Below are 19,829 nucleotides of genomic sequence, written 5' to 3'. Positions count from 1 at the left end.
TATGCGCCCTTCCTTTAAGACGTAAGGATTCGTTATGGAGCATGTTGTGAATCGGTATCCAAAGAAGTCCCACGCGAAACTCAGTTTGGCGGACAGACTTCAGCACTGGTTACCGAAAATCGTCCTTGCCCCGACCGTTCTGGTAACTGTGGTATGCATCTATGGTTACATCTTCTGGACGGCGGCATTATCAATGACCAACTCCCGTTTTCTGCCAAGCTTTAACTTTGTTGGTTTTACTCAGTATGAAAAGCTGATGGATAACGATCGTTGGATCACGTCTATTAGCAACCTTGGTATTTTTGGGCTGCTATTTATGCTCATCGCTATTGTTCTTGGCGTGGGCTTAGCCATTTTGCTTGATCAAAATATTCGTCAGGAAGGTGCAATTCGGACCATTTATCTTTATCCGATGGCACTCTCCTTTATCGTGACGGGTACCGCCTGGAAATGGATTCTCAATCCTGGTTTAGGAATAGAGAAACTGATGCAGGACTGGGGTTTTACCAATTTCAAATTTGACTGGTTAGTAAATTCTGACCTATCTGTGTACACCTTGGTGATAGCCGCTGTTTGGCAGTCGTCTGGTTTTGTCATGGCGATGTTTCTGGCGGGTTTGCGCGGCATTGATTCATCCATTATCAAAGCGGCACAAATCGACGGCGCAAGTCTGCCAACCATTTACTGGCGCATCATTATGCCTTGCTTAAGACCTGTTTTCTTTAGCTCGGTAATCATCACTTCACACATTGCGATTAAGAGCTTCGACCTGGTAACAGCGATGACGGCTGGTGGCCCGGGGTACTCTTCAGATTTGCCAGCACTGTTTATGTACGCGCACTCATTTACTCGTGGTCAGATAGGTTTGGGGGCTGCAAGCGCGATGATGATGTTGGCAGGTATTCTCGCCATTTTAGTTCCTTATTTGTACTCAGAGCTTAGGGAGAAAAAATCATGATGCGTAGTGTGAATTTCTCTCGGCTGTTTATCTACTTCGGGTTAGCGTTTTTTTGCTTATTTTATTTGATGCCGTTGTTCGTAATGGTGGTGACTTCATTCAAAACCCTGCCAGATATTAAAGCGGGCAACTTGATGAGTCTGCCAACCGAATGGGTCTTCGATGCCTGGTATAAGGCGTGGGACAGCGCTTGTACGGGCGTGAAATGTGAAGGGGTAAAAGGGTATTTCTGGAACTCTTTCCAAATGGTGATCCCTGCTGTGGCGATCTCGACGCTGCTGGGTGCATTTAATGGTTATGTGGTGACTAAGTGGCAATTCCGAGGTTCAAACTTGTTCTTCAGCTTGTTGCTGTTTGGCTGCTTTATTCCGTTTCAGGTGATTTTGTTACCAATGGCGGCGGTGCTCGGCAAATTAGGTTTGGCAAATACAACCACCGGCTTGGTTATCGTTCATGTGATTTATGGTATGGCGTTTACCACGCTGTTCTTTCGTAACTTCTACATCAGTATTCCGGATGAGCTTGTCAAAGCCGCGAAGTTGGATGGGGCAGGTTTCTTTACCATTTTCTTTAAAATTCTTCTGCCAATTTCGACGCCAATCATCATGGTGACGGTGATTTGGCAGTTTACCGCTATTTGGAATGACTTCTTGTTTGGTGTCGTCTATTCAGGTTCCGAAACACAGCCAATTACGGTTGCCCTGAACAACTTAGTTAACACCAGTACAGGGGTGAAAGAGTACAACGTCGATATGGCGGCGGCGATCATTGCGGCGTTACCAACGCTACTCGTTTATGTATTAGCAGGAAAATACTTTGTTCGTGGCCTTACGGCTGGATCGGTAAAAGGATAATTATCATGGCAACACTCGAACTTAAACAAATCCGTAAAACCTATCCAAAAGCGGAACAAGAGACGTTAAAAGGTATCGATATCAGTATCGATTCGGGAGAGTTTCTTATCTTGGTTGGCCCATCTGGTTGTGGCAAGTCGACACTGATGAACACCATTGCGGGTTTAGAGAACATCAGCTCCGGTGACATCGTGATTGACGGTAATAATGTGTCGAATGTGGAACCGAAAGATCGCGATATTGCGATGGTGTTCCAATCGTATGCGCTATATCCAAATATGACGGTAAGAGGCAACATCGAATTTGGTCTCAAGATTCGTAAAATGGCGAAAGAGGCAATTGATGCCGAAGTGGAGCGAGTGGCGGAAATGCTACAGATTGATCATCTGCTTGACCGTAAGCCTTCGCAATTATCAGGTGGTCAGCGCCAGCGAGTTGCGATGGGACGTGCGCTTGCTCGTCGCCCGAAGCTGTATCTGTTTGACGAGCCACTTTCGAACTTAGATGCGAAGCTGCGTGTTGAAATGCGCCACCAGATCAAGCGTCTTCACCAGCAACTGAATACGACGATTGTGTACGTAACGCATGACCAGATTGAAGCGATGACACTCGCGGACCGTATTGCGGTAATGAAAGACGGTGAGTTACAGCAACTCGGAACACCACAAGAAATCTACAACAAGCCTAATAATATGTTTGTCGCAGGTTTTATGGGCTCACCTTCGATGAACTTCATTAAAACCATGGTCGATTTGGATGCTCAGGATAACCCCGTGATAAAAGTGACAGGCAGTAACGCGCAGGAGCATCACATCAAGCTGCCAGCTTCGATGCGAAAACAAGACGGCAAAGAGATTGTGATTGGCTTGCGTCCGGAACATATTACGGACAGTGAGAACCAAGAGTCTGCCACATCTACCAAGCTTGATTTACAGCTTGAAGTCCTTGAGCCAACGGGGCCAGATACCATCGCGATGATTAAGGTTAACGATCAAGAAGTCGCTTGTCGATTGTCTCCGGAGTTTGATGTAAAGGTCGGTCAGGTCGCGCCGCTGCATTTTGATTTGTCCAAGGCGGTTTTCTTCGACGCTTCAACTGAGCAACGAATAGAGTTTCACTAAGGATAAGAGCAAGGCAAATCAACAACTCTTAACTTTTGAATGGCAGCCAAGCGGCTGCCATTTTTATTTGCTGATTTACGGATGTGTCTAAATCCACCCACTTAATCATTTGGCGTGGGTAGATTTCACCCATTTCAAAAATAATTTTGTGATCTAGGTAAATATATCGTGAATGGTATCTTTTTAACCATCTGATTTATAACAATAAAAACGTAGTTAAAGAAAGTGGTTCGGTCCTTGCTTTAGTAGATGTATCAACACCCAGTGATGGGGTTGTTCATTTATCAAGGAGAATAATAATGTTTAAGCCTGTTACCCTACTAACTGCCTCAATTCTTGCTGTTACCAGTTTTAACGCTGCCGCAAACTGTGACCCTGGTGAGCTGGTCATCAAATTCAGCCACGTAACCAACACCGACAAACACCCGAAAGGGATCGCGGCGTCGCTGCTTGAAAAGCGTGTCAATGAAGAGATGAACGGTAAGGCGTGTATGCAAGTGTTCCCTAACTCGACGCTTTACGATGATGACAAAGTACTTGAGGCCATGTTGAATGGGGACGTACAACTTGCTGCACCTTCACTGTCTAAGTTTGAAAAGTTCACCAAAAAATTCCGTTTGTTCGACCTTCCTTTCCTTTTTGATGACGTAGACGCTGTTGACCGCTTCCAAAACTCTGAGGCGGGTGAAAAGCTTAAGAATGCGATGAACCGACGTGGTATTCGAGGACTAGAGTTCTGGCACAACGGTATGAAGCAAATCTCAGCCAACAAACCACTGGTTCACCCGGAAGATGCTAAGGGGCTTAAATTCCGCGTACAAGCTTCCGATGTATTGGTTGCGCAGTTTGAACAACTAGGTGCTAACCCACAAAAAATGTCATTTGCCGAAGTGTACGGTGGCTTACAAACCAAAGTTATCGATGGTCAGGAAAATACCTGGTCGAATATCTACGGTAAAAAGTTCTTCGAGGTTCAAGACGGTACCACTGAAACCAACCACGGAATTTTGGATTACCTAGTGGTTACTTCTACCAAGTGGTGGGATGGACTTCCAGACGACGTACGTGACCAGCTTGCGACCATTCTTAAAGAAGTGACTCAAACCCGTAATGCTGAGTCAAACCGTGTAGAGCAACAAAACAAAGAGTACGTTATCGAAGCTGGTGGTGTGGTACGCGAGCTGACGCCAGAACAGCGTGAAGAATGGGTAGCAGCGCTTAAACCAGTTTGGAACAAGTTTGAAAAAGACATTGGTTCAGAGTTAATTGAAGCGGCATTAGCGGCCAACCAAAAATAACTCAACATAATGATAAGCGGCTCCCGTTCGTCGGGAGCCAAACTTACCTGATTCGAGCGATGTACCGTTATGGAACACTCATTTTTTTCGAAAGTCGGTCAGTTTACCGACAAGGTTGAAGAAACCTTAATTGCTTTCTTCCTCGGAGCGATGACGATGCTGACATTTGTCAACGTCGTGATGCGTTACTTATTCAATGACAATATTCTTTGGGCGCTTGAAGTTACCGTTTTTCTTTTTGCCTGGATGGTTCTCGTAGGCGCTTCATACGGCGTGAAAAAGCATTTTCACATCGGTGTTGACGTGGTGATTAACTTATTACCTGAACGGTTTAGAAAAGCTTGTGCTTTGCTTGCCGTGTCATGTTGTTTGACATTTTCAATTCTACTTCTCATTGGTTCATGGAATTACTGGTACCCGTTTGCCACAGAGCGAGCATGGTACGAGACGGATGATATTCCGATGCCAGAGATGTTGCAGTTTATGGCTGACTGGCTCAACGAAGGCGAGCGCTACGAGAAGCTGCCTCGATTTATTCCTTACATGGCACTGCCAATTGGTATGGCGTTACTGACGTTTCGTTTTGCTCAGGCAGCCTACCAAATACTGACTGGCAAGCTTGACCGTCTGATTTCCAGCCATGAAGGTGAAGAAGAGTTAGAAGCACTTAAAGAAGAGCTTAAAGATGCGGGTGATGTGATGGAACCCACGCAGGGCAAAGACAACAGCCAAGATAACAACAAGAACAAGGAGCACTAACCTATGGATATTTTATGGTTATTCTTGATGGTGATTGGCTTCATGCTGTTGGGCGTTCCGATCGCGGTTTCACTGGGCCTATCCAGTATTTTATTTTTGATGTGGCACTCAGATGCGTCTCTGGCATCGGTTGCTCAAACGCTTTTTAATGCGTTTGAAGGACACTACACTTTACTTGCTATCCCGTTTTTCATCCTCGCATCGAGCTTTATGTCCACTGGCGGTGTAGCGAAGCGCATCATTCGTTTTGCGATTGCAATGGTCGGCTGGTTCCGTGGTGGTCTTGCTATGGCTTCAGTTGTGGCATGTATGATGTTTGCCGCGCTGTCAGGGTCGTCACCGGCGACGGTAGTTGCGATTGGTAGCATCGTTATTGCAGGCATGATCAAAAACGGCTACTCCAAAGATTTTGCCGCAGGGGTTATTTGTAACGCAGGTACACTTGGTATCCTGATCCCACCTTCTATCGTAATGGTTGTGTATGCAGCAGCAACAGATGTGTCGGTAGGTCGTATGTTCTTGGGTGGTGTTATTCCGGGGTTGTTAGCCGGTGTGATGCTGATGATTGCCATCTACATTGCTGCCCGAGTTAAGAACTTACCGAAACAACCTTTTGTAGGCTGGAAAGAAGCCATCGCGGCAGCTAAGGACGCAATCTGGGGATTGATGCTGGTAATCATTATTCTCGGTGGTATTTACGGCGGGATTTTTACACCAACCGAAGCGGCGGCAGTGGCAGCGGTCTACTCCTTCTTAATAGCAAACTTTGTTTACAAGGACATGGGGCCGTTTGCCGATAAACAGAATACTAAGCCTGCTGTGGTGAAAGTCATTCAGAGTTTTGTTCACAAAGACACTCAGCAAACGCTGTTTGAAGCCGGTAAGTTGACGATAATGCTGCTGTTTATCATCGCAAACGCGCTGATACTGAAGCATGTTCTGACAGAAGAACGCATCCCGCAGATGATCACCGAGTCGATGCTTTCTGCTGGTTTAGGTCCAATCACATTTTTGATCGTGGTAAACGTTCTGCTCTTGATTGGCGGCCAGTTCATGGAACCTTCTGGTTTGTTGATCATTGTGGCGCCACTGGTATTTCCTATCGCCATTGCTTTAGGGATTGACCCTATTCATTTGGGTATCATGATGGTGGTGAACATGGAGATTGGGATGATCACGCCGCCTGTAGGGCTTAACCTCTTTGTTACTGCAGGGGTGGCTAAAATGTCGATGATGAGTGTTGTTAAAGCGGCGTTGCCTTGGGTGGCGGTAATGTTCCTGTTCCTCATTATCGTAACGTACATTCCATGGGTTTCAACATGGTTACCGACGATGTTGATGGGGCCGGAGATTATTACCAAATAACGGGCTCAGACTCATTAATACAAAAAGAGGTGTGACATGTCACACCTCTTCGTCTATTGATTTGTAGTCATGTCTTCTGGGCTGAGAGTTTATTCTTCGCTCGTAGCCATGCCATTTTTGTTTATTCTTTCTGCGATCCTCACCGGAGCGTCGCTCTTCCTGATAATGCCCGTCGACAACCACTGTTTCCCTAATCACAGGTATCTTCGTTTTCTCATTCATGTTCAGCGCTACCAACCATGGAACTATAAATAGTATGAGACAGGTTGACTAAAGCGACAAATGTGATGTCAGGTTTTATTTATACAGATCTTTATCAATCTGATAGCGTTGCATTTTGTCATACAGTGTTTTGCGAGGAACATTCAATTGAGTCATGGTTTGCTTAATACTGCCATTATGCTCGAGCAATGCGCGCTCAATGGCTGCTTTTTCAAACTCTGCCACTTGCTCAGCCAGGCTAGAGGAAGGAACCGGAACCGGGCTTGTATCTCCGAGTTGAATCAATTTCCCAAGTAGCACAAAGCGCTCTGCTGCATTTCTCAGCTCTCGCACATTGCCGGGCCAGTCATGCGCCATCAAAGTCGCCAGATCTTGAGACGACAAGCTCGGAGAGCTTTTTCCGTATCGAGAGGCCGCCACGAGCAAAAAGTGATGGAAGAGAGCAGGGATATCCTCTTTGCGCAGCCGCAGAGGGGGTAAATCCAGTGTGACCACATTCAGTCGATAGTAGAGATCTTGACGAAATGTTCCTTCTTCGGCGGCACGTTTTAAATCCACTTTGGTTGCCGCTATTACACGAATATCAAGGGGAAGGAGTTCGTTTGAGCCTACTCGCTCAATAACCCGCTCCTGAAGAACGCGCAGTAGTCGAATCTGTGCTTGAATGGGCATGGATTCGATTTCATCCAGGAATAACGTCCCGCCTTGAGCAAATTCGAATTTACCAATCCGGCGACTTTCTGCGCCAGTAAATGCGCCTTTTTCATGGCCGTAGAGTTCACTTTCGATCAGGTTTTCCGGTACCGCACCACAGTTTACGGCGACAAAGTTGTGATTTCTGCGCAAGCTTTGTTCATGTAATGAGCGAGCGACGAGCTCTTTACCTGTACCTGTCTCACCGAACAACAAAATATCGGCATCGGTATCGGCAATGTGAGAAATCGTATCGCGTAGCATCTGGATACTGGCCGTTTCGCCGATAATTCGGGGACCGAGAGCCTGACTGGCTTTGAGTGATTGCCGTAACTTTTCGTTTTCATTCGTAAGTTGACGCTTTTCGATCGCGCGCTTGACCGTTTCAACCAACTGTTCGGGAGAAAATGGTTTTTCAATAAAGTCGTAGGCACCTTGATGTAATGCGTTCACCGCCATTGAGATGTCACCATGCCCGGTAATCATGATCACTGGCAGGTGGTTGTCTCTTTGCACCAGAGTATTAAGTAGATTCATTCCTGATATGCCGGGTAAACAAATATCAGTGATAACAACGCCAGGTTCCTCTCCGTTTTTCATCGCCAGCAGAGCGGACTCTGCATCGGGGAAAAACTGTGCGTCGATATCGGCCAGTTCGAACGTCTGTTCTATTGCTAGCCTGAGATCCGCTTCATCATCAATAAAAAACACCTGACACATAATTATTCCTCTGAACCTTTTTCAGCGTGTATTGCTATTACAGGTAAACAAACTGAGAATCTAGCGCCACCCTGCGCTTGATTGTAAGCACTTAGTTGGCCGTTCATTCCACTCAATATTTGCTGTGATATGGACAGTCCCAAACCCAGGCCATTTTTCTTGGTAGTTAGAAATGGCTCACAAAGCTCGGTGAGGGAGCGTTGTCCTATCCCTGGGCCATTATCATCGATATGAACCATGATTTGATTTCGATTCTGGTCATGTTCTATCGAAAGCCAGACCTGTCTATTCTCTTGATCTTTGACCGCTTCAATCGCGTTACTTAGCAGGTTGACTAGGACTTGTTCCAGCTGAATCGTGTTGATAAAAACCTCTGCATCCTGTGTCATTAGATCGGTCGACAAGTTTACGCGGGCTGACTTGAAAGCAGGCTTCATTAACTCTTTGGCAGAGGCGACGACAGGTAACAGTCGAGTTTTGGTTAGCTCAGTACCACTGGTTTTCTTGGCAAATGAGCGCAGTTGTTGGCTGATATTCGCCATACGATCAGTGAGCGCTGAAATACGGCTTAAATTGTCTTCGACTCGTTCAAATTTTTCTTTTTGTAAGAATAGCTTACCGTTTTCCGCGAAACTGCGAATTGCCGCAAGGGGATTATTCAGCTCATGGCTAATGCTTGCGGACATTTGACCCAGTACAGCGAGTTTTGCTGCCTGAACCAACTCATCCTGAGTGACACGCAGTGTTTGCTCTGCCTCTGTTCGTTGAGCTATCTCTGCTTGCAATTCCGCAGTACGAGCCATTACTTGATATTCCAGTTTTTGATTGGCTTCTTGCTGAATCAGCTCGAGTTGCAAATGGCGCTGTTGGCGGTGATAAATCAGCTGGCCGATAAGGAATAGAATGGTAAAAATGAGAGTAAGTACCAGCAGGTAACCTAAGGTTATCCAAACGATTGATTGTTTAGGTGACAATACCCTCATGGTCAGTTTTATCTCGGGAAGAGCGAGAGAAGAAACCACCAGAGTGCCTTTATTGTATGGGTAACCTTGCTTTAATTCGCTAATAGGTAGGCTCAGATCTCCGACGAAATTTAAACTACGAATTTGCGTTTCGAGGTATTGTCGGCTGGCCCAAACTTGTTTTTTTTCTACCTCACTAAGCGGTTGTAAACTTTTGAGTAGCCAGTCCGTTCTGCTGCTCATGAACACAATGCCGTTAGGATCACTGGCGACAAATACGCTATCTGGCTGCTGCCAGTTGTCTTCGATTTTACTCAAATCCATTTTTACGACCACAACGCCAATCACGCCGCCTGCGTAAACGATGGGAGAAGAGTAGTAGTAGCCCCGCTTACCAGACGTTGACCCAAGCGCGTAGTATTGGCTCTGCTCACCGATGATGGCTTGTTTGAAATAAGGACGAAAAGCAAAATTGCGCCCGACAAATGAATGCCTTTGCCGCCAGTTACTGGAGGCGATGGTGGTTCCCCATTGATCAATGAGATAAGTGTCGGAAGCCGCAATGACTTGATTTACTGATTCCAGGTAGCGATTCGTCACTTCAAGTTGAGCGCTATTTTTTGGGTGCAGCAATGCCTCAAACAAAGGTGCATCTTTTGCCAGTAGGTTAGGTATATGAGCGTACTTATCCAATTTGTTCTTAATATGGCTAGAAAACTGTTCAAGCTGAGACTGGTGTTTATCCAGTAGCGATTGATAACTGTTTTTCCAGACCCAGTGGCCGCCAACAAACGCACACAGGAAATATAAGGCGAAAAAAATCAGTAGAATACGGTTTCGTTGTGACATTCCTTCGTTCCTGACTTTGCTACTTCTTCGTAATTAAGAAATGTTAATGGCTTGTAGGTTAGATTGGGGATTTAGTTGCCAAGTCTGTGGAGTAAAACAAGAGCAAGATCTCTTTTTACGCTTTTCAATAAAAAAAGCGGTCGATTCCCTTGAAAAAGTCGCTATTGTCCCCATTCTAGATATGCCGATGTTTCTGATGCGGGTGTTTTATCGCATTTTTTACAAAAAATGAGGCAACATTCGAGAATTTAGTGCAGACAATGTCCACATAGTGGCTATTGGCTCGACAGGGTAGTAACAGATCGCTAGAATGTCGCGTCTAAAAATCTGTCTTGAGGCTAATAGGAGATACCTTTGGTGATGACACTGAAGATATCACTGATTAGTCCGGTACTGATGAACAGTATCGATACTCGATTTAAATTAGGTGCTCGGACAGAACACAACACAAGGATGAAGCGTTAACTCAGGTGAGTTACGCTCATACGCTCGGAAAACCGAGCCACTTTAGAGGTTTATATATAATGCAAGTTACTGTTGAAACGCTAGAGGGCCTAGAGCGCCGTCTAAACATTACTGTTCCAGCTGCAAACATCGAAGACGCTGTAACAGCTGAACTACGCAACATCGCTAAAAACCGTCGTTTCGATGGTTTCCGTAAGGGTAAAGTGCCTCTAAAAATGGTTGCTCAGATGTACGGCAAAGCAGTACGTCAAGACGTTCTTGGTGAAGTTATGCAACGTCATTTCATCGAAGCGATCGTAAAAGAGAAAATTAACCCAGCTGGCGCGCCAACTTTCGCTCCTGTAGAAAACAAAGAAGGTGCAGACCTAGTTTTCACAGCAACTTTTGAAGTTTACCCAGAAGTAGAGCTTAAAGGCCTAGAAAACATTTCTGTAGAGAAGCCTGTAACTGAAGTTAAAGATGCAGACGTAGAAGAGATGATCGATACTCTACGTAAGCAGCAAGCAACTTGGACTGAAGTTGAAGAAGCAGCAGAAGACGGCAAGCGCGTAAGCATCGACTTCGTTGGTTCTATCGACGGTGAAGAGTTCGAAGGCGGAAAAGCTGAGAACTTCCCACTAGAAATGGGCGCTGGTCGCATGATCCCTGGTTTCGAAGACGGTATCGCAGGTAAGACTGCTGGTATGGAATTCGACATCGACGTGACTTTCCCAGAAGACTACCACGCTGAGAACCTAAAAGGTAAAGCAGCGAAATTCGCTATCAAAGTGAACAAAGTTGAAGCACGTGAACTTCCAGAGCTTAACGACGAATTCGTTTCTAAGTTCGGTGTTGCTGAAGGCGGTGTAGAAGCGCTTAAAGCTGAAGTTCGTAAGAACATGGAACGCGAACTTAAGCAAGCTGTTAAGAACCGCATCAAAGAGCAAGCTCTTGACGGTCTAGTTGAGCAAAACGAAATCGACGTACCTGCTGCACTTATCGACCAAGAAATCCAAGTTCTACGTCAGCAAGCTGCACAACGCTTCGGTGGTAACCCAGAAGCAGCTGCACAGCTTCCACGTGAACTGTTCGAAGAGCAAGCTAAACGTCGCGTAGTTGTAGGTCTTCTACTTGGTGAAGTAATCAAGTCTGAAGAGCTAAAAGCGGACGACGAGAAAGTTAAAGCGCTAATCGAAGAAATGGCGACTGCATACGAAGATCCATCAGAAGTTATTGCTTACTACGAGCAAAACGAGCAAATGATGAACAACATGCGTAACGTAGCGCTAGAAGAGCAAGCAATCGACGCGATCATCGCTAAAGCACAAGTTTCTGAGAAAGAAGTAGGCTTCAACGAGCTACTTAACCAGCAACAACCTGCTTAATAAGCAATATCTTGCGTAGAAGGTTGACTTCACGTTAACTATTCTGCTAACAATGGTCCGTATGATACTCATCATCCGGACCATTTATTTTAGGGACATAAGAATATGAGCTACCAAGAAAAAAATGCAATGTCGCCAATTATGGACGCACTAGTACCAATGGTGGTTGAACAAACTTCCCGAGGCGAACGTTCTTACGACATCTATTCCCGATTGCTAAAAGAGCGTGTGATTTTTTTAACAGGTCAAGTGGAAGACCACATGGCAAACCTTGTCGTGGCTCAACTACTTTTCCTAGAATCTGAAAATCCAGATAAAGATATTTTCCTATACATCAACTCTCCAGGCGGCAGCGTAACAGCAGGTATGTCTATTTATGACACCATGCAGTTTATTAAACCGAATGTAAGCACAGTATGTATGGGCCAAGCATGCTCAATGGGTGCCTTCCTACTTGCTGGTGGTGCTCCGGGTAAGCGTTACGTTCTGCCTAACTCACGTGTGATGATCCACCAACCGCTAGGTGGTTTCCAGGGTCAGGCTTCTGATATCCAAATCCATGCTCAGGAAATCCTGACTATCAAGCAGAAGCTAAACAAGTTGTTAGCAGAACATACAGGCCAGCCACTTGAAGTGATTGAGCGCGATACTGATCGTGACAACTTCATGTCAGCAGAGCAGGCTGTGGAATACGGTATCGTGGATGCAGTGTTACGCCATCGCGGCGAGTAATTTGCCAGCGCATTTTGGCAAAAATTGATATACACTCATTCATGAAGAGTAAAGGCTAAGAGGTTAGCGAATGACAGATAAAAGCAAAGAAAGTGGCAGCGGTAAATTGCTGTACTGTTCTTTCTGCGGCAAAAGTCAGCACGAAGTTCGCAAGCTAATCGCAGGTCCGTCAGTGTACATTTGCGACGAATGTGTCGACTTATGTAACGATATAATTCGCGAAGAAATTAAGGATGTTCTCCCTAAGAAAGAATCTGAAGCGTTACCAACGCCAAAACAGATCCGCGAACACCTTGACGACTATGTGATCGGGCAAGATTACGCGAAAAAAGTGCTTGCAGTTGCGGTATATAACCACTACAAGCGTTTACGCAATGGTGATACAACGAGCGAAGGTGTAGAGCTTGGTAAGAGTAATATCCTTCTAATTGGTCCTACAGGTAGTGGTAAAACATTGCTTGCTGAGACGTTAGCTCGATTCTTGGATGTGCCATTTACAATGGCTGACGCAACTACGTTAACCGAAGCAGGTTACGTGGGTGAAGACGTAGAAAACATCATCCAAAAGCTTCTGCAAAAATGTGATTACGATGTAGCTAAGGCTGAACGCGGCATCGTATACATTGATGAAATTGATAAAATTTCACGCAAAGCTGAAAACCCATCCATTACGCGTGACGTATCTGGTGAAGGTGTTCAGCAGGCACTGTTAAAACTTATCGAAGGCACGGTTGCTTCTGTTCCACCTCAAGGTGGTCGTAAGCATCCTCAGCAAGAATTCCTACAAGTGGACACGTCTAAGATCCTGTTCATCTGTGGTGGTGCATTCGCAGGCCTTGATAAAGTGATTGAACAACGTGTAGCAACAGGTACTGGTATAGGTTTTGGTGCTGAAGTTCGTTCTAAGAATGAAACCAAAACTGTCGGTGAGCTATTTACTCAGGTTGAGCCTGAAGATCTAGTGAAATACGGTCTGATTCCTGAATTCATCGGCCGTCTGCCAGTAACTACTACATTGACAGAGCTTGATGAAGAAGCGCTTATTCAGATTCTATGTGAACCGAAGAATGCGTTGACTAAGCAGTATGCAGCATTGTTTGAATTAGAAAATGCTGAGCTTGAGTTCCGTGAAGACGCACTACGCGCGATTGCTAAGAAAGCGATGGAGCGTAAAACGGGTGCTCGTGGTCTACGTTCAATTCTGGAAGGTGTTCTACTTGAAACCATGTACGAGCTACCATCTGCAACAGATGTGAGTAAAGTGGTTATTGATGAATCAGTCATCAATGGCGAGTCAGAACCGCTGCTTATTTACAGCAACGCCGATAATCAGGCCGCTGGAGCAGAGTAAATCAAGCCATGAATAAAAAGGAGGTAAGTAATTACCTCCTTTTTTTATTTCTCTTATTGAATCCAAACAATTAGCCCCCATATACTGCCTTAAGTAATACGTTAAACGTGAAAGCGGAAGAGAGAATTATATGAACTTGGAACGTTCCGAGAGTATCGAGATCCCGGTACTACCTCTACGTGACGTAGTGGTCTACCCGCACATGGTCATTCCATTGTTTGTTGGTCGTGAAAAATCGATTAGCTGTCTAGAAACAGCGATGGAAACAAACAAACAAGTTCTGCTTGTGGCACAAAAGCAAGCGGATACAGACGAGCCAACGGTTGACGACCTATTTGAGGTAGGTACGGTAGCCACCATTCTTCAGCTTTTAAAGCTTCCTGATGGCACAGTAAAAGTACTGGTTGAAGGTCAGCAGCGTGCGAAGATTAATCACTTTAAAGAGAGTGATTTCTTCTTGGCTGAAGCTGAATTCATCGTGACACCTGAGCTGGATGAGCGTGAGCAAGAAGTTATTGTTCGTAGTGCGATCAACCAGTTCGAAGGCTTTATCAAGCTGAACAAAAAAATCCCACCAGAAGTTCTGACTTCGCTAAATGGGATTGATGAAGCCGCGCGTCTAGCCGATACCATCGCAGCTCACATGCCTTTGAAATTGGTCGACAAGCAACAGGTACTTGAGATCATCGACGTTACCGAGCGTTTGGAATTCCTGATGGGCCAAATGGAGTCGGAAATCGATCTTCTGCAAGTTGAAAAACGCATCCGTGGCCGCGTTAAAAAGCAAATGGAGAAGTCTCAGCGCGAGTACTATCTGAATGAGCAAATGAAAGCGATTCAGAAAGAGCTAGGTGAGATGGAAGATGCGCCGGATGAATTTGAAACGCTGCAGAATAAAATCGAAGAGTCCAAAATGCCTCAAGAGGCGCGCGAAAAGACAGAGCAAGAGCTACAAAAGCTTAAGATGATGTCTCCAATGTCTGCGGAAGCAACAGTGGTGCGTAGCTACATCGATTGGATGGTGAGCGTTCCTTGGGCTAAGCGTTCTAAAGTGAAAAAGAACCTGGCTAAGGCAGAAGAGATTCTAAACGAAGATCATTACGGTCTGGAGCGCGTCAAAGAGCGCATTCTGGAATACTTGGCAGTACAAAACCGTATTAACAAGCTGAAAGGTCCAATCCTTTGTCTTGTTGGTCCTCCAGGTGTGGGTAAAACCTCACTTGGCCGTTCAATCGCATCTGCGACTGGGCGTAAATATGTGCGTATGGCGCTTGGTGGTGTGCGTGACGAAGCTGAGATTCGTGGCCACCGTCGTACTTACATCGGCTCACTACCGGGTAAGCTTATCCAGAAAATGTCTAAAGTTGGGGTTAAAAACCCGCTATTCCTTCTAGATGAGATCGATAAGATGTCTTCTGACATGCGCGGTGATCCAGCATCTGCACTGCTAGAAGTTTTGGATCCTGAACAAAACAACTCATTCAACGATCACTACTTAGAAGTAGATTACGATCTGTCGGATGTAATGTTTGTTGCGACGTCTAACTCGATGAATATCCCAGGTCCGCTTCTTGACCGTATGGAAGTTATACGTCTTTCTGGTTACACAGAAGATGAAAAACTGAACATCGCGAAACGCCACTTGGTAGATAAGCAGTTGAAGCGTAACGGACTGAAGCCAAACGAGATTGTTATCGAGGATTCAGCGATTGTCGGCATTATTCGTTACTACACTCGTGAAGCGGGTGTACGTAACCTAGAGCGTGAAATTTCTAAGATCTGTCGTAAGGCGGTGAAGAATATCTTGCTGGATAAAGACATCAAGTCTGTGACCGTATCCATGGATAACCTGAAAGAGTACTTGGGTGTTCAGCGTTTTGACTATGGTAAAGCTGACGAAAGCAACCGTATTGGTCAGGTGACTGGTTTGGCTTGGACTGAAGTTGGTGGTGATTTGCTAACGATTGAAACTCAGTCTATGCCGGGTAAAGGTAAACTGACACAGACGGGTTCTCTTGGCGACGTGATGCAAGAGTCTATCCAAGCGGCCATGACAGTTGTTCGCTCTCGTGCTGAAAAGCTGGGTATCAACACCGATTTCTACGAGAAGAAAGACATCCACGTGCATGTTCCTGAAGGTGCGACACCAAAAGATGGCCCAAGTGCTGGTACAGCAATGTGCACTGCTTTGGTCTCGGCATTAACTGGTAACCCAGTGAAAGCGGAAGTGGCAATGACGGGTGAAATCACACTACGTGGTGAAGTTTTGCCTATCGGCGGTCTAAAAGAAAAATTACTTGCGGCACATCGTGGCGGCATTAAAACGGTACTGATTCCAAAAGATAACGAGCGTGATTTGGAAGATATTCCAGAGAATGTTATCGCAGATCTGACAGTTATCCCGGTTCAGTGGATTGATGAAGTACTGAAAGTTGCACTCGAGCGAGACCCGACGGGCGTTGAGTTTGAAGCTAAAAAATAGTGATGTGTAGCAAAAATAAGTAAAAGTTTGCGCTGATAAGCCTAAAAAGGCTTGTCAGCGTTTTTTTTGGGCGCTAAGTTAGTTTTGATAGCTCTCAGCCCTTTATGTATAAGGGGTGAAGCATATTTATTAATTATGGAACGAAAAGTCATCACAAAAATAATCACAGATGGCACAAAGGGGAAATTACAGTGAATAAAACTCAGTTAGTTGAACAAATCGCAGAAAATGCAGATATTTCTAAAGCGTCAGCAGGTCGTGCACTAGATGCATTCATTGAAGCAGTAAGCGGTACGCTTCAAACAGGTGACCAAGTTGCTCTAGTTGGTTTCGGTACTTTCAGCGTTCGTACTCGCGCTGCACGTACTGGTCGTAATCCAAAAACTGGTGAAGAAATCCAAATCGCAGAAGCAAAAGTGCCTTCATTCAAAGCTGGTAAAGCACTAAAAGATTCAGTGAACTAATTCATAGGGCTTTGACTCTATAAAGGCTATTTGAATAACTTTTGCTCAAACAATTCGTTTCGAACAAAAATTTACAATCTTCGGGCCGAACTTTCTTAAATTATGCGCATCATACTGATGCGCATTTCTTTTTCTGGTACTATTGCGGCATTATTTCTATTAGATAGAAGCAGTAGGCTTCAATTGTGGAGAGCAATTAAATTATGATGGATCGACTACGCGAAGGCGTGAATAGCATCGCGGTCAAAATTATCCTTGGGCTTATCATCCTGTCTTTCGTATTCGCAGGTGTAGGTAGCTACATTGTTGGTGGCACTAACAACGCAGCAGCGAAAGTTGGTAACACGGATATCCCTCGTGGCGAGTTCGAGATGGCTTACCAAAATGAGCGTAACCGCATGCAAGCTCAATTGGGTGACTACTTCTCTCAAATGCTGGCAGATCCGGCCTACGTTGAATCTTTCCGCAAATCGGTTCTTGATCGTATGATCAATGATGTGTTGCTTGATCAGCAAGCAGAAGCACTTGGTCTTCGAATCAGCGATGAGCAGGTTCGTAGCATGATTCTGGAAATGCCTCAGTTCCAGTCAAACGGCCAATTCGATCAGGAAATCTACCAAGCGTCTTTACGTCGCGCAGGTTTCTCTCCAGATACTTTTGCTGAATACATGCGTCGTGAGCTCGTTCGTGAGCAGCTGCTTAATGCTCTACAAACCAGTGAGTTCACTCTTCCTGGTGAAGTACAAGTTCAAGGTGAGCTTTTCACTCAAACTCGTGATATTCGCACTGTTGCTATCGATTTCGAAGAGTTTGCGAAAAACGTAGAACTAACCGATGAAGAAATTCAAGACTACTACAAAGCAAACCAAGATAACTTTACTCGCCCAGAGCAAGCTAAAGTGGCTTACATTGAACTGTCTGCTGAAGCGCTGAAAACACAGATCGAAGTATCTGATGAAGAAGTGCAAAAGTACTACGACGAGCACCTTGATAAATACTCTTCAGAAGAGCAGCGTCGTGTCGCTCATATTCTGGTAGAAGGTGATGATGAAGCGAAAGCTCAAGCTATTTTGGATGAGTTAAATAACGGTGCTGAGTTCGCAACACTTGCAGAAGAAAAATCTGATGACTTTGGCAGCGCTGAAATTGGTGGTGACTTAGGTTGGATTGAGCGTGATGTAATGGACCCGGCGTTCGAGGAAGCGGCTTTCGCACTTGAGAACGTTGGCGATGTGTCAGAGCTAGTGAAGTCTGATTTCGGCTACCACATTATCAAGCTTGAAGAGCTAAAAGATTCAGTTGCAAAACCATTTGCTGATGTAGCTGCTGAAATCAAACAAGAACTGGTTGATCAGAAAGCGGTTGATAAATTCTATGAGCTACAGAATGAGCTTGAACGTGTTGCCTTTGAATACCCAGATTCATTGGACGACGCATCGAAAGCGGTAGATCAAGAAGTGAAAACGACTGGCTTTGTCTCTCAAGCGGATGCACCAGAAGTACTTCGTAACCCTGCTGTGATGCAAGCTATCCTAAGCCCTGAAGTTAAAGAAGACGGCCTTAACTCTGAAGCGATCGAAGTGGCACCTGAACACATTGTCGTTGTTCGTGTTGAAGAGGCTCGCCCTGAGACGGTTCTTCCTCTTGACGAAGTGAAAGACCAAGTGGTTACTGAACTTTCACGAGTGAAAGGTGAGCAAGGTGCACTAGAGCTTGGTACAAAAGTTGTCGCGGCTCTGAAAGAAGGCAAAACGGAAGTTCTTGCTGAAAATAACTTAGCGTTCGGCGAGAAAGAAACAGTAGATCGTCGCTCTCCGTTTGCACAGACTGTATTTGCTATGGCAAAACCAGTTGAAGGTAAGCCTGTATACGCGCAATCGAAAGATCTAGAAGGCAACGTTGTTGTTATTGAACTGGATGCGGTTAACTCTGAGCTAGATAGTGCCCTAGAGGATCAAGTAGCAATGCAGATGGAACGTTCATCTTCGCAACAAGATCTGTCTTCTGTACTGGCAGTACTACGAGCGAATACCGACATCGAATACTTTGTTGTGAGCAACTAAGCATTAATAATGTAATTTGCATGTTAACTAAAACGGGTCGCGCAAGCGGCCCGTTTTATTTTCTGCTCAACAAACTTCAATGAATAGCGAGCTTTACCTAAATTAGTTCCGATGTTTTTACCAGCAACAATACTGAGACCATCGTTGAAATTTATATCTCAACTAATAGGGAGAGCATATGTTTAATATGAAATGGGTTTTAACTTTATTGTTATGCGTATTTGCACCGTTTGGGTTGGCAGCAGATACAACAGCGGATAAATATGAAGGAATTGAAATTACCGTAAACATCAATTCAGCGACAGCTGAAGAGATTGCAACAATGCTGAAAGGGATTGGTGAAAAGAAAGCGCAAGATATTGTCGATTATCGTACAGAGCATGGCCCATTTAAAACAGTGAGTGACCTGGGGAATGTTAAGGGAATCGGAGATGCTACTTTGAAGAAAAACGAAGGTCGCATCATCCTCTAGCCACGGCTTTTTTCATTGTATTATTGAGTTTAGTATCCGGTTACTGTTTTTCGAGCCAAGTTATTTCTTGGCTCGGTTTTTTTACCCAAACAAACGGCGACGACTGCCTTTTTCTAGCAGTGCCATTCCCAGACCGCCAATCGTCCCAAATAGGTGGGCATCAATTGCGACGCGTGCACCAATCATTGCTGCTGTGCTTGTTGATGGGCCGTAAAGCTGTTCCCAAACCACTTTAGCTATCAAACCGCCAACGAGTAATAAGCTGCTTCTTCTGGCTTCGAACACCTCTCTTAACGCCCAAAAGCCAAACAGGCCATGCAGCACACCAGAAAGTCCCACATAGACTTTCATGTTGGTGAACAAATTCAAAGCACCGACGAAAGTACACAGCAGTAGAAAGACAATGAGGAAGTTTTTTGTACTCGGGCGGAAAACAAAGCTAATAATCCATAGTCCGGCCAGGTTCATGCCTAAATGAGCAAAGTTGGTATGAGTTAAATTTCCTGTTACGATTCGCCACCATTCACCGTGGCGAATATTATAGGCGTGCCACTCGCTCAGGCTCGCCATTGGTTCAAATTGCAGTGCTACGCAGATAACGCTGATGATAGTCAGCAAAGTATAAAGGTTCACTC

Annotated in this window: 18 protein-coding genes; 14 read left to right on the top strand and 4 right to left on the bottom strand. The window is 45.1% G+C overall.

Annotated features, from left to right (window positions below):
- Positions 1-34 precede the first annotated feature (34 nt).
- From V1U08_RS18655 to V1U08_RS18630, 6 genes are all read left to right on the top strand, one after another.
- Positions 35-958 (top strand): carbohydrate ABC transporter permease, encoded by a 924-nt coding sequence (locus V1U08_RS18655; RefSeq protein ID WP_014231209.1) that lies wholly within the window; start codon positions 35-37, stop codon positions 956-958.
- A complete protein-coding gene (locus V1U08_RS18650) occupies positions 955-1,812 on the top strand; it encodes a carbohydrate ABC transporter permease (protein WP_014231210.1) in 858 nt (285 codons plus the stop codon). Before V1U08_RS18655 ends, V1U08_RS18650 begins: the two co-directional genes overlap by 4 nt.
- 5 nt (positions 1,813-1,817) lie before the next feature.
- Complete coding sequence (locus tag V1U08_RS18645; RefSeq protein ID WP_239948921.1) at positions 1,818-2,933, top strand: ABC transporter ATP-binding protein; 1,116 nt, start codon at positions 1,818-1,820, stop codon at positions 2,931-2,933.
- 299 nt (positions 2,934-3,232) lie between these two features.
- Positions 3,233-4,231: a TRAP transporter substrate-binding protein gene (locus tag V1U08_RS18640; RefSeq protein WP_020336137.1), complete on the top strand. Its 999-nt coding sequence runs from the start codon at positions 3,233-3,235 to the stop codon at positions 4,229-4,231.
- 69 nt (positions 4,232-4,300) lie between these two features.
- Positions 4,301-4,990, top strand: coding sequence for a TRAP transporter small permease (locus V1U08_RS18635; RefSeq protein ID WP_065296539.1), 690 nt, complete (start codon positions 4,301-4,303; stop codon positions 4,988-4,990).
- A gap of 3 nt (positions 4,991-4,993) precedes the next feature.
- The gene (locus V1U08_RS18630; protein ID WP_014231214.1) at positions 4,994-6,355 is read left to right on the top strand and encodes a TRAP transporter large permease; all 1,362 of its coding nucleotides are present in this window, start codon (positions 4,994-4,996) and stop codon (positions 6,353-6,355) included.
- 39 nt (positions 6,356-6,394) lie between these two features.
- Here V1U08_RS18630 and V1U08_RS18625 read toward each other — a convergent pair whose 3' ends face one another.
- The 3 genes from V1U08_RS18625 to V1U08_RS18615 form a co-directional block, all read right to left on the bottom strand.
- Entirely contained in the window at positions 6,395-6,577 is a 183-nt protein-coding gene (locus tag V1U08_RS18625) for a hypothetical protein (RefSeq protein WP_065299294.1), read from the bottom strand.
- A 75-nt stretch (positions 6,578-6,652) separates the two neighbouring features.
- Positions 6,653-7,990 carry a sigma-54-dependent transcriptional regulator gene (locus tag V1U08_RS18620; protein ID WP_330471221.1) on the bottom strand — a complete coding sequence of 446 codons (1,338 nt, stop codon included), beginning with the start codon at positions 7,988-7,990 and terminating at the stop codon, positions 6,653-6,655.
- 2 nt (positions 7,991-7,992) lie between these two features.
- Positions 7,993-9,801 (bottom strand): ATP-binding protein, encoded by a 1,809-nt coding sequence (locus V1U08_RS18615; protein WP_330471220.1) that lies wholly within the window; start codon positions 9,799-9,801, stop codon positions 7,993-7,995.
- 46 nt (positions 9,802-9,847) lie between these two features.
- Between V1U08_RS18615 and V1U08_RS18610 the strand changes: the two genes are divergently transcribed.
- The 8 genes from V1U08_RS18610 (at position 9,848) to V1U08_RS18575 (ending at position 19,194) form a co-directional block, all read left to right on the top strand.
- Complete coding sequence (locus tag V1U08_RS18610) at positions 9,848-10,033, top strand: hypothetical protein (protein ID WP_020336142.1); 186 nt, start codon at positions 9,848-9,850, stop codon at positions 10,031-10,033.
- Positions 10,034-10,325: 292 nt separating this feature from the next.
- Entirely contained in the window at positions 10,326-11,630 is a 1,305-nt protein-coding gene (gene tig / locus V1U08_RS18605) for a trigger factor (protein WP_014231219.1), read from the top strand.
- A gap of 105 nt (positions 11,631-11,735) precedes the next feature.
- Complete coding sequence (clpP, locus tag V1U08_RS18600; RefSeq protein WP_014231220.1) at positions 11,736-12,362, top strand: ATP-dependent Clp endopeptidase proteolytic subunit ClpP; 627 nt, start codon at positions 11,736-11,738, stop codon at positions 12,360-12,362.
- A 70-nt stretch (positions 12,363-12,432) separates the two neighbouring features.
- Entirely contained in the window at positions 12,433-13,713 is a 1,281-nt protein-coding gene (clpX, locus tag V1U08_RS18595) for an ATP-dependent protease ATP-binding subunit ClpX (RefSeq protein ID WP_014231221.1), read from the top strand.
- 130 nt (positions 13,714-13,843) lie between these two features.
- Positions 13,844-16,195, top strand: coding sequence for an endopeptidase La (gene lon, locus V1U08_RS18590; protein ID WP_330471219.1), 2,352 nt, complete (start codon positions 13,844-13,846; stop codon positions 16,193-16,195).
- A gap of 191 nt (positions 16,196-16,386) precedes the next feature.
- The gene (locus V1U08_RS18585) at positions 16,387-16,659 is read left to right on the top strand and encodes an HU family DNA-binding protein (RefSeq protein WP_014231223.1); all 273 of its coding nucleotides are present in this window, start codon (positions 16,387-16,389) and stop codon (positions 16,657-16,659) included.
- 203 nt (positions 16,660-16,862) lie between these two features.
- On the top strand, positions 16,863-18,722 hold the full coding sequence (gene ppiD, locus V1U08_RS18580; RefSeq protein ID WP_020336144.1) for a peptidylprolyl isomerase: 1,860 nt from the start codon (positions 16,863-16,865) through the stop codon (positions 18,720-18,722).
- Between the two features lie 187 nt (positions 18,723-18,909).
- A complete protein-coding gene (locus V1U08_RS18575) occupies positions 18,910-19,194 on the top strand; it encodes a ComEA family DNA-binding protein (RefSeq protein WP_031779272.1) in 285 nt (94 codons plus the stop codon).
- Positions 19,195-19,275: 81 nt separating this feature from the next.
- Here V1U08_RS18575 and rrtA read toward each other — a convergent pair whose 3' ends face one another.
- Positions 19,276-19,827, bottom strand: coding sequence for a rhombosortase (gene rrtA / locus V1U08_RS18570; RefSeq protein WP_020336146.1), 552 nt, complete (start codon positions 19,825-19,827; stop codon positions 19,276-19,278).
- Positions 19,828-19,829 lie beyond the last annotated feature (2 nt).

It is taken from the genome of Vibrio sp. YYF0003 (genome assembly GCF_036350715.1).
Classification (GTDB): Bacteria; Pseudomonadota; Gammaproteobacteria; order Enterobacterales; family Vibrionaceae; genus Vibrio; species Vibrio natriegens.
This window is presented reverse-complemented; position numbering and strand designations above follow the sequence as displayed.